The 14,154-nt window shown below is 72.4% G+C and carries 15 protein-coding genes; 4 read left to right on the top strand and 11 right to left on the bottom strand.

All coding sequences use genetic code 11. The annotated features are described in order from the left end of the window. Position 1 precedes the first annotated feature (1 nt). Positions 2-490: a DUF4395 domain-containing protein gene (locus Gocc_RS09030; protein ID WP_181813507.1), complete on the top strand. Its 489-nt coding sequence runs from the start codon at positions 2-4 to the stop codon at positions 488-490. A 10-nt stretch (positions 491-500) separates the two neighbouring features. Here Gocc_RS09030 and Gocc_RS09025 read toward each other — a convergent pair whose 3' ends face one another. From Gocc_RS09025 to Gocc_RS09005, 5 genes are all read right to left on the bottom strand, one after another. Next, the gene (locus Gocc_RS09025; protein ID WP_114796230.1) at positions 501-1,403 is read right to left on the bottom strand and encodes a sulfite exporter TauE/SafE family protein; all 903 of its coding nucleotides are present in this window, start codon (positions 1,401-1,403) and stop codon (positions 501-503) included. Between the two features lie 49 nt (positions 1,404-1,452). Continuing rightward, positions 1,453-2,247, bottom strand: a complete 795-nt coding sequence (locus Gocc_RS09020) for a phosphosulfolactate synthase (RefSeq protein WP_114796229.1) — start codon at positions 2,245-2,247, stop codon at positions 1,453-1,455. 126 nt (positions 2,248-2,373) lie between these two features. Then, positions 2,374-2,961, bottom strand: coding sequence for a FumA C-terminus/TtdB family hydratase beta subunit (locus Gocc_RS09015; RefSeq protein ID WP_114796228.1), 588 nt, complete (start codon positions 2,959-2,961; stop codon positions 2,374-2,376). 97 nt (positions 2,962-3,058) lie between these two features. After that, a complete protein-coding gene (locus tag Gocc_RS09010) occupies positions 3,059-3,958 on the bottom strand; it encodes a fumarate hydratase (protein WP_114796227.1) in 900 nt (299 codons plus the stop codon). Further along, the gene (locus Gocc_RS09005; protein ID WP_181813506.1) at positions 3,958-5,163 is read right to left on the bottom strand and encodes an FAD-dependent oxidoreductase; all 1,206 of its coding nucleotides are present in this window, start codon (positions 5,161-5,163) and stop codon (positions 3,958-3,960) included. The genes Gocc_RS09010 and Gocc_RS09005 overlap by 1 nt, the downstream gene beginning before the upstream one ends. A gap of 103 nt (positions 5,164-5,266) precedes the next feature. Between Gocc_RS09005 and Gocc_RS09000 the strand changes: the two genes are divergently transcribed. Then, positions 5,267-5,647: a CBS domain-containing protein gene (locus Gocc_RS09000; protein WP_114796225.1), complete on the top strand. Its 381-nt coding sequence runs from the start codon at positions 5,267-5,269 to the stop codon at positions 5,645-5,647. 7 nt (positions 5,648-5,654) lie between these two features. On the opposite strand, the gene Gocc_RS08995 is transcribed toward Gocc_RS09000, so the two are convergent. Continuing rightward, positions 5,655-6,674, bottom strand: coding sequence for an iron-containing alcohol dehydrogenase family protein (locus Gocc_RS08995; protein WP_114796224.1), 1,020 nt, complete (start codon positions 6,672-6,674; stop codon positions 5,655-5,657). Continuing rightward, entirely contained in the window at positions 6,671-7,564 is an 894-nt protein-coding gene (locus Gocc_RS08990; RefSeq protein ID WP_114796223.1) for a LysR family transcriptional regulator, read from the bottom strand. Before Gocc_RS08990 ends, Gocc_RS08995 begins: the two co-directional genes overlap by 4 nt. Before the next feature lie 88 nt (positions 7,565-7,652). On the opposite strand from Gocc_RS08990, the gene Gocc_RS08985 reads away from it, so the two are divergent. Continuing rightward, on the top strand, positions 7,653-8,819 hold the full coding sequence (locus tag Gocc_RS08985) for an AAA family ATPase (protein WP_181813505.1): 1,167 nt from the start codon (positions 7,653-7,655) through the stop codon (positions 8,817-8,819). Beyond that, the gene (locus tag Gocc_RS08980; protein WP_114796221.1) at positions 8,816-9,835 is read left to right on the top strand and encodes a DUF354 domain-containing protein; all 1,020 of its coding nucleotides are present in this window, start codon (positions 8,816-8,818) and stop codon (positions 9,833-9,835) included. The genes Gocc_RS08985 and Gocc_RS08980 overlap by 4 nt, the downstream gene beginning before the upstream one ends. Here Gocc_RS08980 and Gocc_RS08975 read toward each other — a convergent pair. The 4 genes from Gocc_RS08975 to Gocc_RS08960 form a co-directional block, all read right to left on the bottom strand. Next, complete coding sequence (locus Gocc_RS08975; RefSeq protein ID WP_114796220.1) at positions 9,832-11,709, bottom strand: polysaccharide biosynthesis protein; 1,878 nt, start codon at positions 11,707-11,709, stop codon at positions 9,832-9,834. The genes Gocc_RS08980 and Gocc_RS08975 overlap by 4 nt on opposite strands. A 12-nt stretch (positions 11,710-11,721) precedes the next feature. Beyond that, positions 11,722-12,804: a DegT/DnrJ/EryC1/StrS family aminotransferase gene (locus Gocc_RS08970; RefSeq protein ID WP_114796219.1), complete on the bottom strand. Its 1,083-nt coding sequence runs from the start codon at positions 12,802-12,804 to the stop codon at positions 11,722-11,724. An 85-nt stretch (positions 12,805-12,889) separates the two neighbouring features. Further along, a complete protein-coding gene (locus Gocc_RS08965) occupies positions 12,890-13,558 on the bottom strand; it encodes a DedA family protein (protein WP_114796218.1) in 669 nt (222 codons plus the stop codon). Positions 13,559-13,622: 64 nt separating this feature from the next. Continuing rightward, positions 13,623-13,982: a FlgD immunoglobulin-like domain containing protein gene (locus Gocc_RS08960; protein ID WP_114796217.1), complete on the bottom strand. Its 360-nt coding sequence runs from the start codon at positions 13,980-13,982 to the stop codon at positions 13,623-13,625. Between the last annotated feature and the right edge of the window lie 172 nt (positions 13,983-14,154).

Below are 14,154 nucleotides of genomic sequence, written 5' to 3'. Positions count from 1 at the left end.
AGTGAAGCGACGAGCGGATCCGTACCGGGACACCACCGTGATCGACGCCCGAGCGCCGCGGGTGAACCAGGCCGTCGTCGGGCTCGTCGCGCTCGCCGCGGTCACGGTCGGGCCGTGGTGGCTGCTCGCGCTGCTCGCCCTGCAGCTCGCGCTCGGCCTCACGCTCGGCCGGCGCTGGTGCCTCGCCTGCGTCTTCTACTACGAGGTGCTGCAGCAGCGCCTCGGCGAAGGGCCGCTCGAGGACAGCCGCCCGCCGCGCTTCGCGAACATGGTCGGGCTCGCCTTCCTCACCGCCGCGTCGCTCGCGCACGTCGCCGGCTGGTCGACGGCCGGCACCGTGCTCGGGAGCATCGTCGCCGCGCTCGCGCTCCTCGCCGCCGTCACCGGCTTCTGCGCCGGCTGCAGCGCCTACAAGATCGGCTATGCGCTGACCGGGCGGAAGTTCGTCAGCTGCCCGCTGCCGCCGCCGGTCGCGGGCGAGAACGCGTAGCGGTAGCGGCTCAGGGCTCCGACGACGGCACCGCGTCGGCGACCGGCAGCGGGCGGGCGCGCCGGCCGAGCCGCACGCTGAGCGCGAGCAGCGCGCCCGCGAGCGCGGCTGCGACGCCGGCCAGGAGCACCATGTCGGCTCCCGGGAAGTCCACGAGCTTCACGCCCGCGAGCGTGAGCGTCGTCGCAAGGGCGACCCGCAGGACACGGTCAGGGAGGTGCACGGTGAAGTGGCCGCCGAGCAGCACTCCCGGGATCGAGCCGATCAGCAGCCATCCCGTCGCGCCGAGATCGACGTTCCCGGCCACGATGTGCCCCGCGCCGGCCACCCAGAGCAGCGCGGCGGCATGGAAGATGTCGGTGCCGACGACGGCGGCCGCCGAGAGCGGGAACACGAGCATCATCACGAGGCCGAAGAAGGTGCCGCTGCCGACGGACGTGAGCCCGACGACGAAGCCGCCGGCGAGGCCGGTGACGAAGGCGATGCGCTTGTCGCGCACGCTCATCCGCCACGAGCCTCCCCGCGGGCGCGAGCGCAGGAAGGCCTTGGCGAGGAAGCCGAGCCCGCAGAGGACGAGCGCGACGCCGAGGATCTCCTTGGCGACGGCCTCGAAGCCGTCGCCGTAGTGGTGCTTGAGCCAGGTCGCCACCATGACCCCGACGAGCGACAGCGGCGCGGAGCCGAGCAGCATCCACAGGGCGAGGCGCAGGTTGACGTTGCCGAGCCGCCGGTGCTGCACGGCGCCGAACGACTTGAAGATGGCGCCGTGCAGGATGTCCGTCCCGATTGCGACCGTCGGCTTGAAGCCGAACACGAGCACGAGCAGCGGCGTCATCAGCGAGCCGCCGCCCATCCCCGTCATCCCGACGAGCAGGCCGATGAGGAGCCCGGCAAGCGACAGCTTCCAGTCCACGCTCACTTCTCCCTGCGGGACACGTGACCGGACGGGCGGGGCGGCAGGCTCATGCCGAGGGCTCCGGCGCGGGGACGAGGATCTCCTTCAGCGTGTCGCCGCGCAGGCCGAGCCGCAGCGTCTCGAGCGGGATCACCTCGTCGGGCGGGATGTTGCCGAGGTTGACGTTGGGGCCGAACTGCTTCACGAACCACGCCTGCGAGGACTTCGTCGGCGCCTCGAAGATGAGGTCGTCGATCGGCACCTCGTGCGCGATCTCGTCGATGAGGCCGGTGCGCATGTCGCCGTCCTTGCGGAAGATGCCGGCCGTGCCGCCCTCGCGGGCCTCGGTGATCACCTTCCACGAGCCGGCCGCGAGCTCTTCCTTGATCCATTCGACCCACTGGTAGGGCGCGTAGACGACGTCGGAGTCCTTCGAGCCGACCTCGGAGAGCACCGTGAAGTCGCGGGCGAAGTCGCGGATCAGCTCGAGCTTCTCGTCGCGCGGGATGTCGATCGTGCCGTCGGAGATCTCGACGTGCGCGAAGCGGTGCTCGACGAGCCACGCCTTGAACTCGTCCATCTTGCCGCGCGCGTAGACCGCCTCGAACAGCGTGCCTCCGCACACGACCGGCGTCTGGAAGTGCCGGTACAGCGCGATCTTCTTCTCGAGGTTGTTCGTGACGTAGCTCGTGCCCCAGCCGAGCTTGACGATGTCGACGAAGGCTCCCGCCGTGTCGAACATCCCCTCGATGTCGCGGGTGTTGAGGCCCTTGTCGATGACGTGCGTGAGTCCGTTCTGGCGGGGCTTGCCGGGGCGGGTCGGAACGCCGAGCCAGCCGTCCTCGAAGCCTCCGATGGTCATGTTGCCCTCCTCACGGCCGGCGCGGACGACGACGGGCGAGGACGACGAGAGCTCCCGGGCCGGCTTGCGCGGGCGCGGGCCGCATCAGTGCCGCCGCGGGCAGGGTCGAAGTGGCCGTCCGAGGCTTCATAGCCGGGCATAGAGCTCCTTCAGCTTGTCGTGGGCGCGGGCCTGGACGTCGTGGTAGAGGGAGTTGCCGTGCGCGTCGATGCCGACGATGAGCGGGCCGAAGTCCTTGACGCGGAACTTCCACAGGCACTCGGGCATGAGCTCTTCCCAGAGCACCTCCTCGATCTCCTCGATCTGCGTCGTCTCGAGCGCCGCGGCGCCGCCGACGATCGCGAAGTAGACCATCCCGAGCCGCTGCATCGGCTCGATCGCCACGTCGGGGAAGCCGCCCTTGCCGCAGATCGCGCGGACGCCGTACTGCGCGCCGAGCCCCTCGGTGAAGCGCACCATGCGCGCGCTCGTCGTCGTGCCGATGCAGATCTTCTCGTACCTGCCCTCGGCCACCTTGCGCACGTTCGGGGCGGTATGGAGCAGGAAGGCGCCGGAGAGGTCCATCGGCGGCTCGACGCCCTGGTCGAAGATGCGGATCTGGGTGCGGTCGCGGATGCCGATGATGTGCCCCTGCACCGTCACCTCGTCACCAGCACGCAGCTTCAGGATCTCGTGCGGGTCGGTGATCGGGAACGTGACTTCGTGGTGAGCCATCAGCTCGTCTCCTCGCTGCCGGATGCAAACGACTTCGTGGCTCCGAGCCACAAGGGCGGCCGTTCGCGCTCGTACGGGTACGTCGTCGCGTCAGCCATCAGAACTCCCGGTCGAAGTCGACGCTGCCGTCGGCGGCGATGTGCGCGGAGGCGCGCCGCGCCGCCCAGCACTGGTAGTTGACCGCCACCGGGTTGAGCGTCATGTGCGTGTCGGCGTGCTCGATGTGGCACTGCAACACGGTGACGTCGCCGCCGAGGCCCATGGGACCGATGCCGGTCTCGTTGAGCAGGCCGTACAGCTCGTCCTCGAGCTGCGCCACGAGCGGGTCCGCGTTGCGAGTGCCGACCGGGCGGGCGATCGCCTCCTTGGCGAGGTACATCGCGTAGTCGGCCGAGCCGCCGATGCCGACGCCGACGATGCCGGGCGGGCACGGCTTGCCGCCCGCGTCGACGATCGACTCGAGCACGAACTTCTTGATCCCGCTCACCCCGTCGGCCGGGACGCACATCTTCAGGAAGCTCATGTTCTCGGAGCCCGACCCCTTCGGCACGCACTTCACGTCGAGGCCGTCCCAGTCCGGGATGAACTCCCAGTGCACGATCGGCAGCCGGTGCCCGACGTTGGGGCCCGTGTTCTCGCGGGTGAGCACGTGCACCGCGTTCGAGCGCAGCGGATGCTCGACGGTCGCGCGCGCCGTGCCCGCCTTGAGCGACGCGTAGATGCGCGCCGGATGGAGCGGGAAGTGCTCGCCCACGCGGCAGGTGTAGACGGCGATGCCGGTGTCCTGGCAGACGAGGTTCTTCTGCTCGTCCGCGATCGACACGTTGCGGTGGATCGTCTCGAGGATGCGGATGCCCGTCGTCGAGGTCTCGCGGTCGCGGGCCGCGGCCAGCGCGTCACGCAGGTCCTGCGGGATGTCCTTCAGCGCCCACACGTACAGGTGCGCCGCGACGTCCTCCACGGCTCCTGCGAGGTCGGTCGTCGTGATCGTCGTCATCAGCTCGCTTTCTCCGAGGCCGCGCGGCCGGCACGCCGTCCGAAGACGACGCACTCCAGCAGCGAGTTGCCCATCATGCGGTTGCGCCCGTGGGTGCCGCCGGCGATCTCGCCGCAGGCGTACAGCCCCTCGAGCGTGGTCTCGGCGTCCTCGTCGATGACGAGGCCGCCGTTCTGGTAGTGGAGGACGGGGTAGGTCAGAAGCCTCTCCTCGAGCGGGTCGATGCCGGCGCCGCGGTAGCGGCGCAGCATGTACGGCAGCGAGATCTCGGCATCGGCCTTCGCGATCCTCGTCGTGTCGAGGTAGACGGCCGGCCGGCCGTCCTCGGTCTCGACGCCGCGGCCGGCGGCGACCTCGTCGAAGATCGCCTGCGAGACGACGTCTCGCGGCCCGAGCGAGTCGGTGAACTCCTCGCCGTCCGCGTTGACGAGCACGGCGCCGTAGGCGCGCGTCGTCTCGGGAATCGAGTAGCCCTGCATCGTCCGCGGCCAGGCGCCGCCGTTCGGGTGGTACTGGAGGGCGTCGAGATCGCGGGCCTCGACGCCGAGGTCGAGGGCGATCCTCGTCACCTCGCCGGTCGCGTTCGGATGGTTCGTCGACAGCTCGCCGCGCTTCGCCGCCTCGGCGAAGCAGCGCCCGCCGGCGGCCAGCACGACCGTGCCGGCCGCCAACCGGATCCGGTCACCGCCTCCCGTGCGAAAGCTCGCGCTCCAGCCGTTCTCCGCGGCCGCCAGATCCACGAGCGCGTGGTGCGGGAAGGCGAGGCCGGAGCCGGCCTCGAAGGCGTCACGCAGCGCCTTCGTGATCGCGTGCCCGGTACGGTCGCCGACCTGGAGCAGCCGCCGGCGGGAGGCGCCGCCGCAGCGGGCGAGCCGGTAGCCGCCGTTCTCGCGGTTGAACACGCAGCCGAGCTCCTCGAGCCAGTGGATCGCCGAAGCCGCCTCGGCGCTGAGCACCTCGACGAGCCGCGGGTCGGCCGTGCCGTGCGAGGAGCGCATGATGTCGTCGGCGTGAAGGGCCGGCGAGTCGTCCTCGCCCAGCGCGGCCTGGATCCCTCCCTGCGCCTTCGACGAGTTGTTGGCCTGGAGCGAGCCCTTCGTCGCGAGCGCGACGCGCGCTCCCGCGCGCTCGGCGGAGACGGCGGCGGCGAGGCCGGAGGCCCCGCTGCCGATCACGAGCACGTCGAAGGGCCCCGCAGGCTGCATTCCGGCCATACTACCAGGTTGCCTTATGATCTGCATTACACATGCTTATCCTCGGAAGGGAGCGCGCGGCCTCCTTTCCCTCGCGCTGCGCTAGACTCGGGCGATGCCGCGGATCGCCGACGTGATGCGCCCCGATTTCATCGAGGTCGCGCCCGAGGACACGCTCGGCGAGGTCGCGGAGCGCATGACGGCGAAGAACGTCGGCGCCGTCGTCGTGAAGGATCACGGGACGCTGATCGGGATCCTCACCGAGCGCGACCTGCTCAAGGCGATGGCCGCCCGCGTCCACTCGAGCGAGGCGCGAGTGCGGCAGTGGATGACGGAGGATCCCGTCACGACGACGTCGGACAGCGACGTCGAGGAGGCCGCGCAGGTGATGCTCGAGCACGGCTTCCGCCACCTCCCCGTGCTCGACGGCAACGGGCACGTGCTCGGCGTCGTCAGCCTGCGTCGGGTCGTCGGCGCCGTCAAGGCCGCGACGTAGCCGCCCACTACCAGACGGCGCGCAGCAGCTCCGCGATCTGAGCGGCGGACGCGGGCTTCGGGTTCGCGCGCGCCCCCGGCCGGGCGGCGATCTCCTCGGCGACCGCCGGCAGGTCGCCGGCCGGGACGCCCTGGTCGCGCAGCCGCCCGAAGCCGCCGAGCCGCGCGAGCTGCTCGACGCCGGCGGCCGCGTCGTCGGCCGCGAGCGCCCGGCCGAAGCGGGCGACGGCAGCGGGAACGGCCTCGGCGTTGAAGCGCAGCGCCGCCGGCAGGCAGAGCGCGTTCGCCGTTCCCTGGGCAAGCCCGTAGCGGCCGCCGAGGGCCTGCGCCATCGCATGCCCGAGGCAGAGGCCGGACTCGTCGAGCGCGATCGCGGCATGCATCGCGCCTTCGAGCAGGCGCGTGCGCTCGGCGAGCGAGCGCGGCTCCTCGACGACCGCGGGAAGCGCGCGGGCGATCGCGGCGGCGCCCGCGTCGGCGCGTCCGGCAGCCTCGGGGCCCGACCGCGGGTGGTAGTACGCCTCGGCGCAGTGTGCGAGAGCGTTCATGGCCGTGCCGACCGTGTCGCCCGGCGGCAGCTCGAGCGTGAGCAGCGGGTCGTACACGGCCGCGACGGGACGAACCCGCGCGTCGGCGCCGCCGCCCTTGCGGCCGGGCTCGAGGAGCATCCCGAAGTACGGCGTCCACTCGGCGCCGGCGTACGTCGTCGGCACGACGACGATCCTCGGCTCGACCTCGTCGAGGAGCTCGACCGCCGCCGCCTTGGCGGTGTCGATCGCGCTGCCGCCGCCGAGCGCGACGATGCCGTCCGCCCGCGCGCGCCGCGCCGCCGCGGCGGCGGCGTGCACGGTCTCGAGCGGGACATGGGGGCGGACGCCGTCGAAGAGGCCGGCGCGGGCGAGGGCGCCCGCGGAGCGCGCCCCGCGGAGCGTCGTGACGAGAAGCGGCCGCTCTACCCCGACCTCGGCCAGCACCTCCGGCAGCCGTGCGAGCGCGCCGGGGCCGAAACGGACGATCCTGGCGCTCATCCCTGCCGGACGTGGGCGAACGCGGCGAACGCCTCCGCGACGCGCGTCGAGACCCTCCCGGCGCCGCGCACGAGCGAGATCTCGCGCGTCGCGTCCATGCCGTCGAGACGCGCCTCGGCGAGCGTGCCGGCGGCAAGGTCGGCCTCGACGGCCGTGCGGGAGATGAACGTCACCCCGTAGCCCGCGATGACCGCGCTGCGCACCGACTCCTGCAGGCCGAGCTCGAGGCGCACGTCGAGGTCGCGCAGCCGCGTTCCCATGCGCCGCAGCTCGTCCTCGACCACCTGCCGCACGCCGGCGCCCTCCTGCATCACGATCAGGCGCTCGGCGCGCAGCTCGTCGACGGCGACGGTGCGTCCCGCGAACGGGTGGCCCGGAGGGCAGATCAGGATCACCTCGTCTCGCAGCAGAGGCTCGAAGCGGACGCCGCGATGGCGGCGCGCGGCGCCGACGATGCCGAGCTCGAGCTCGCGGCCGGCGACGAGATCGACGACCGTCTGCGTGTCGTGCACGCGCAGGCGGATCCGCACGCCGGGGTTCGCCTGCTGGAACTCGCACAGGAGCACGGGCACGGCGATCGCGGCAGGGCCGGTCGAGGCGCCGATCGCAAGCTCGCCCTCGAGGGCGCCCTGCCCCTCGGCCGCGATCTCCTCGAGCAGCGTCTCCTCGATCTCGAGGAGACGCTGGGCGCCGCGGTAGAGCCTCGAGCCGGCCTCGGTGGGCTCCACGCGCCTGCCGGAGCGGTCGAGCAGCTGCACCCCGAGGCGCTTCTCGAGCGCCCGTACCTGCAGCGAAACGGCGGGCTGCGTGACGCCGAGCCGTTCGGCCGCCTGCGAGAAGCTGCGGCGCTCGACGACGGCGCAGAACGCGGCGAGCTGGCGCGTGTCCATAAGCGGATGTTATCCCGTTGTCGATTGTCCGCCTCTGTATTATACATACTCATATATCTCATTCATATGGCGGATGTATATTGCGCGGGTGGTCGAGCGGAATCCGTTCACGTTCGGAAGCCTCGCCTGCGGCGACGCGTTCGTCGACCGCGAGGACGAGCTGCGGGCGCTGACGAGCGATCTGCGCGGCGGCCGGGACGTGCTCCTGCTCGCTCCCCGGCGCTACGGCAAGTCCTCGCTCGCGCTCCGGGCCGTCCAGGAGGCGGCGCGCGAGGGCATCCTCGTCGCCACGTGCGACCTGACGCGTACGCCCACGAAGGAGCGCTTCGCCGCCGCTCTGGCGAAGACGATCGACGACGACCTCGCCTCGCCGCCGGGGCAGCCGCGAGATCGCGCCGCCGGTCTCTTCCGCGGCCTACCGGTGCGCCCGACGATCGAGCTCGACCCGGACGACGGCGCGCTCAGCTTCTCCTTCCGGGCAAGCCACGCCGACGGCGCCATCGACGGCACGATCGAGCGGCTGCTCGAGCTGCCGGGGCGGATCGCGGCCGAGCGCGAGCGGCAGGTGGCGATCCTGTTCGACGAGTTCCAGGAGATCGTGGCACTCGACCCGCGGCTGCCCGACCTGATGCGGTCGGTGTTCCAGGCCCAGCCCGACGTCGCCCACGTGTACGTGGGCAGCAGGCGGCACGCCCGGCACGCGATCTTCGACGACCGCGACGGCGCGCTGTGGCGGGGCGCACGCCGGATGGAGCTCGGCCGGCTGCCCCACGACACGCTCGCGGGCCATCTGCGCTCACGGTTCGCCGCGACGGCGCGGGACGCCGACGACGAGGCCGTCTCCCGCATCCTCGAGATCACCGACGGCCACCCGTACGCGACGCAGGAGCTGGCCTTCTTCACCTGGGCGCATGTCCCCCGCGGGCACGCGGCGCGGGCCGCCGACGTCGAGGCCGGCCTCGTGGACGTGCTGCGCGCCGAGCACAACAATCTCGCCCGCCTGTGGGACGCGGCAACGCGCAACGAGCGCCTCGTCCTGCTGGCACTCCGCGCCGGGGCGCAGAGCCTGTACGCCGAGGAGACGCGCGAACGGGCCGGGCTGCCCGCTCCGACCTTCGTGCAGCGCGCCGTCACGTCGCTCGTGCGGGAGGATGTGATCGAGAAGGGCCCGGACGGACGCTATCGACTCGCCGAGCCGTTTCTCGCCGAATGGCTGGAGCGGAAGGCGTCGACGAGGCTGGAAGGGGACGCATGAGGGTCTGGATCGACATGACGAACTCGCCGCACGTGCCGTTCTTCCGGCCGCTGCTCGCGCTGCTCGAGGAGCGCGGGCACGAGGTGCACGTGTCGGCGCGCGACTTCGCGCAGACGCTGGAGCTGCTGCAGGCGGCGGGCGTCGCGCACGACGTCGTGGGGCCCCCGCACGGCGGGGCGGGGCGCGGGGCGAAGGTCCGCGCGATGGGCGCGAGGCTGCACGCGTTGCGCGGCTGGGCGCGGCGGCGCCGCTTCGACGTCGCCCTCTCGCACGCCTCGCACGAGCTGCCGCTCGTCGCGCGCACGCTCGGCGTGCCGTCCGCCTACGCGTTCGACTACGAGTTCGCGCGCGCCCAGCACACGCTCGGCTCACGCGCCGCGACCTGCGTCATCGTGCCGGAGGCGATCCCGAAGGAGCGGCTCGACCGTCTCGGCGCCACCGCGGCCAAGGTGCGCCGCTACCCGGGCCTCAAGGAGGAGTACTACCTCTCGGGCTTCGTGGCGGACGCCTCCGTGCTCGACGCGCTCGGCCTCGACCGCTCGCGCGTGCTCGCGGTCGTGCGCACCCCGCCGGAGGTGTCGCTGTACCACCGCCACGGCAACCCGCTCTTCGCCGACGTGCTCGAGCGGCTCGGACGCGACCCGGCGGTGCACGCGGTCGTGCTCCCTCGCACCGCGGCGCAGCGCGACGCGCTCCGGCAGGCGGCGCTGCCGTCGCTCGTCGTGCCCGGGCGCGCGATCGACGCGCAGAGCCTGGTCGCGCTCGCCGACCTCGTCGTGTCCGCCGGAGGCACGATGAACCGCGAGGCGGTCGCGCTCGGCGTGCCGGTCTACACGACCTTCGCCGGCAGGCTGGGCGCGGTCGACGAGGCACTGATCGCCGGCGGACGCCTGCGGCCGCTGGCCTCCGCCGGCGATCTCGCGCTCGTGAAGCGGGCCGGCGCCGCGCCGCGCCTCGAGCGCGCGCCGTCGGCGCTGCTCGATCTGCTCCTGTCGGCCCTCGAGCTGCGGCGCTAGTCGGCGCCGACGGCGGTCGAGCTGCCCTCGCGGCGCGGCTCGCGCACGATACGGCTCAAGGCGCCCACGAGCTCCAGCGTCTCGCCCTCCTCGACGAGCCGCTCGAGCGTGGCGAGCTCGGCCTCGAGCCAGGCCTGCTCGACGGGCGGCCGCGTGATCCGGCGGATCTTCGGGTGCGGGCTCGGCGACACCGTCTCGCCGTCGCCGACCAGCTCCTCGTGCAGCTTCTCCCCCGGCGCCGGCCCGATGAACTCGATCGCGATCTCGGTGCCGGGCTCCTTGCCCGAGAGGCGGATCATGTTCTCGGCGAGGTCGACGATGCGCACCGGCTCGCCCATGTCGAGCACGTACACCTGGCCGCGCTCGCCGATCGCGCCCGCCTGCACGACGAGCTGGACCGCCTCGGGGATCGTCATGAAGAAGCGCGTCATCTCCGGATGCGTCACCGTCACCGGCCCGCCCCGTGCGATCTGCCTGCGGAAGATCGGGATCACGGAGCCCGACGAGCCGAGCACGTTGCCGAACCGCACCGCCACGAACCGGGTCGCGACGTCGGGGCGGTGGCCGTACGTCTCGACGATCCACTCGCACAGAGCCTTCGACTGGCCCATCACCGTCTTCGGATTGGCCGCCTTGTCGGTGGACACGAGCACGAAGCGCTTCGCTCCGTGCTCCACGGCGACGTCCGCGAGCGTCCGCGTGCCGAGCGTGTTGTTGCGCACCGCCTCGATCGGGTTCGCCTCCATCATCGCCACGTGCTTGTACGCGGCCGCGTGGAAGACGACGCCCGGCCGGTAGCTCGCGCACACCTGGCGCATCTTCTCGCCGTCCTTCACGTCTGCGACGACGGCTGCGGCCGCGGTGAAGCCGCGCTCGCGCACGAGCTCCCGCTCGATCTCGAACAGCGCCGGCTCCGCGTGGTCGACGAGCACGAGCTTGGCCGGTCCGAGGCGCGACACCTGCCGGCAGAGCTCCGAGCCGATGGAGCCGCCGGCGCCGGTCACCATCACCACCTCGCCGCCGAGGTAGCCGGCGATCGCGTCGAGGTCGACCTCTACCGGCTCGCGCCCGAGCACGTCCTCGACCTCGACCGGCCGCAGCTGGGCGGTGAGGTCGAAGTCGCCGGAGACGAGCTCCATCAGTCCCGGCAGCGTCTTCACCGCGACGCCCTCCGCGCGGGCCGCCTCCACGATCTTCCCGCGCGCCGCACCCGACGCGGAGGGGATCGCGATCAGCACCTCGTCGGGGCGCCGGAGGCGGATCAGCTGCGGCAGCTCTTCCGTCGTCCCGAGCACGCGGATGCCGTGGATGCGCAGGTTCTTCTTGCGCGGATCGTCGTCGACGAGGCCGATCGGCGTGTACCCGAGCCCCGGGTTCCGGAGCATCTCCTTGACGACGAGCTGCGCCGCGTCGCCGGCGCCGACGACGAGCGCCTCCTTGCCGCGGACGACGACCTGCCCGGGACGGGGCCGCTCGATCAGCGACCGCGCGGCGAGGCGCAGGCCCGCCACGAAGGCGAGGCAGAGCAGCAGGTCGATGAACCAGACGCCGGTCGGCACACGGTTCGGCTGCACCTCGAACAGGGTGAACACGAGGAACGTCGCAAGCGAGGCGAAGGCGACGCCGCGCACGGCGCCCCACATGTCCCGCGTCGAGACGTAGCGCCACCAGCGGTTGTAGAACCCGGCCAGGGCGAAGACCGGCAGCTTGACGCCGGCGACGAGCAGGACGAGATCCCAGTCGAGGTAGCGGTTGTAGTAGCCGGGCCGCCCCTGGTCGAAGCGGAGCTGCCACGCGAGCCACCAGGCGAGCGCGACCACGGCGCCGTCGACTCCGACCTGCCAGAGCCTGTGCCGGTTGACGGGGAACCGCACGGCGCCCCTCGATCAGGACGCCGCTGTGACGCCGGCGGCGGCGAGCACGGCGGCGGCGACCTGCTCCTGCACCTCTGCGCCGATCCCGCCCCACAAGGGCAGGGCGAGGTTGTCGGCCGCGGCCCGCTCCGTCTCGGGCAGCGAGCCGGCGGAGTAGCCGAGGTAGCGCATCGCCGGCTGCAGATGCAGCGGCACCACGTAGTAGGACGCGGACGCGATGCCGGCCTCCGCGAGGGCGGCCGCGATCCGTGCCCGGTCGGGCGAGCGCACGACGTACATGTGGTAGACGTGCCCGGGCTCGTCGAGCGGCAGCTCGACGACGTCGCCCAGCCCGAGCTCCGCGTAGCGGGCGGCGCCCTCGCGACGGCCGCGGTTCCAGCCGTTCAGATGCGGCAGGAACACGCGCAGGGCCGCGGCCTGGATCGCGTCGAGACGGGAGTTCGTGCCCACGAGCTCGAACGTCTTCTTGTCGCGGGAGCCGTGGAAGCGCAGCATGCGCACGCGCTCCGCCACCTCGTCGTCGCTGCAGGCCACCAGCCCGCCGTCGCCGAGCGCGAACAGGTTCTTCGTGGGGAAGAAGCTGAACGTCGAGCAGACGCCCTTCGACGCGACGCCTGCGGCGCCGAACGCCTGCGCGGAATCCTCGATCAGCGGCAGGCCGAGGGACGCGAGCGCGTCGAGCGGGGCCGGGCGGCCGAACAGGTGCACGGGCATGATCGCCTTCGTGCGCGCCGTCATCCGTGCAGCCACGTCCTCCGGGTCGAGGTTGAGCGAGACCGGGTCGATGTCCGCGAACACCGGGGTCGCGCCGACGCGCGCGATCGACTCCGCGCTGGCGTAGAAGGTGAACGCCGGGCAGATCACCTCGTCACCCCGGCCGATGCCCATCGCCTCGAGCGCGAGCACGAGCGCGTCGGTGCCGTTGGCGACGCCGATCGCGTGCGCGACGCCCAGGAATGCGGCCGACTCGCGCTCGAACGCCTCGACCTCGGGGCCGAAGATGAAGCGACCCGACTCGAGCACCTGCGCGAGGCGCTCCTGCAGCTGCGGGATCAGGGGGGCGTACTGCGCCTTCACGTCGACGAGCGGGATCACGGCCGTTCGAGTGTAGCGACCCGCGCGCCTGAAACCGCCTGCGAGCAGGGAATCTGTGCGCGGCAAGCGACGGAGCGCGCCCGCGTCAGGGCGTCTCCGCGGAGGCGCGGCGCCCCTTCAGGGTGCGCCAGGCGAGCCAGCCGAGGCCCGCGACGACGAGCGCGGCGACCGCGATGTCGGCGTACCGGAACGCCTGGTGGAATCGCTCCCAGCTCGCGCCGGCGGCCCAGCCGGCGCCGGCGAACGCGAACGCCCACAGCGCCGAGCCGGCGAGCGTGAGCAGCGTGTAGCGGCGCAGCGGCTGCTCGAACACCCCGGCGGGGATGGAGATGAAGGAGCGCACGACCGGCGTGACGCGGCCGATCAGCACCGCCTCGTCCCCGAAGCGGCGAAACCAGGACTCGGCCCGCTCGAGCTTCCTCTCGTCGAGATGGAGCCAGCGGCCGTGGCGCTCGAGGAACGGGCGGCCTCCGCGCCGGCCGATCTGCCACCCGAGCACGGCGCCGATCGTGTATCCGATCGTGCCGGCGAGCGCGATCGCCAGGTAGGCGGGCAGGCCTGCGGACACGTCGGCGCCGAAGAGCGTCACCGTCTGGCCGGCGAGCGCCCCGGAGGCGATCGCGCCGCCGTACACCATCACGAGCTCGCTCGCCGCGGGGAGCACGGCGTCGATCAGCATGAGGCCGAACACGGCGTAGAGGCCGTAGTCGCCGATGAAGGCCGTCACCGACGTCAGGAGCGATGCGACCGGCATCAGGGCACTCTACTTCGCCCGGGCGCACCCACCACGACGAAGCAGCGTGCCGTCCGGGCGGCGGTCATCGTGTCAGGCGCTTCTTGGGGCCGACGATCCGCTGCACACGGACGTCGCGCGTGAGCTGGATCGTGCCGAGGCCGTTCCGCGCGACGACGCGCACGACGTACTTGCCGCCCTTGACGGCCTTCCGGTCACGGTCGAGGCCGTTCCACGTCACGCCGGGAGCGCCCGGGGCGTAACGGCGTCGCGCGAGCGTGCGCACGATCTCGCCGGCGGGAGTCTCGACGGTGACGACGACGCGCGCCTCCCGCGTCTGCCGCCAGCCGATGCGCAGGTCGCGGCCCGCGGGCGGGAGGAAGAGCTTCTTCGGCGCCGTGGCGAGGAAGCCGATCGTCGAGTTGACGACGAACGACTGCGTCATCTCCGACTGCTGGCCGACGTCGTCGGTCGCGGAGACGGTGAGCCGCCAGCGGCGTGTTCATGCGCGACGGACAGGTGGCGAGCCCTCCCTACGGGGCCCGCTCGAGCGCCGGGGTGACGACGGACGGAACGCTCGACATCCGCCGCATCTCGTTCTTCGGCACCTGGCAGGG

Source organism: Gaiella occulta (assembly GCF_003351045.1).
GTDB classification, from domain to species: domain Bacteria; phylum Actinomycetota; class Thermoleophilia; order Gaiellales; family Gaiellaceae; genus Gaiella; species Gaiella occulta.
This window is presented reverse-complemented; position numbering and strand designations above follow the sequence as displayed.

Excerpts from the sequence above, each read along its gene's own strand:
- Gocc_RS09000 (WP_114796225.1), top strand. The coding sequence starts at position 5,267 with ATGCCGCGGATCGCCGACGTGATGCGCCCCGATTTCATCGAGGTCGCG.
- Gocc_RS08980 (WP_114796221.1), top strand. The coding sequence starts at position 8,816 with ATGAGGGTCTGGATCGACATGACGAACTCGCCGCACGTGCCGTTCTTC.
- Gocc_RS08965 (WP_114796218.1), bottom strand. The coding sequence starts at position 13,558 with ATGCCGGTCGCATCGCTCCTGACGTCGGTGACGGCCTTCATCGGCGAC.
- Gocc_RS09005 (WP_181813506.1), bottom strand. The coding sequence starts at position 5,163 with ATGCAGCCTGCGGGGCCCTTCGACGTGCTCGTGATCGGCAGCGGGGCC.
- Gocc_RS09020 (WP_114796229.1), bottom strand. The coding sequence starts at position 2,247 with ATGACCATCGGAGGCTTCGAGGACGGCTGGCTCGGCGTTCCGACCCGC.
- Gocc_RS08995 (WP_114796224.1), bottom strand. The coding sequence starts at position 6,674 with ATGAGCGCCAGGATCGTCCGTTTCGGCCCCGGCGCGCTCGCACGGCTG.
- Gocc_RS09015 (WP_114796228.1), bottom strand. The coding sequence starts at position 2,961 with ATGGCTCACCACGAAGTCACGTTCCCGATCACCGACCCGCACGAGATC.
- Gocc_RS08990 (WP_114796223.1), bottom strand. The coding sequence starts at position 7,564 with ATGGACACGCGCCAGCTCGCCGCGTTCTGCGCCGTCGTCGAGCGCCGC.
- Gocc_RS08960 (WP_114796217.1), bottom strand. The coding sequence starts at position 13,982 with ATGACGCAGTCGTTCGTCGTCAACTCGACGATCGGCTTCCTCGCCACG.
- Gocc_RS09010 (WP_114796227.1), bottom strand. The coding sequence starts at position 3,958 with ATGACGACGATCACGACGACCGACCTCGCAGGAGCCGTGGAGGACGTC.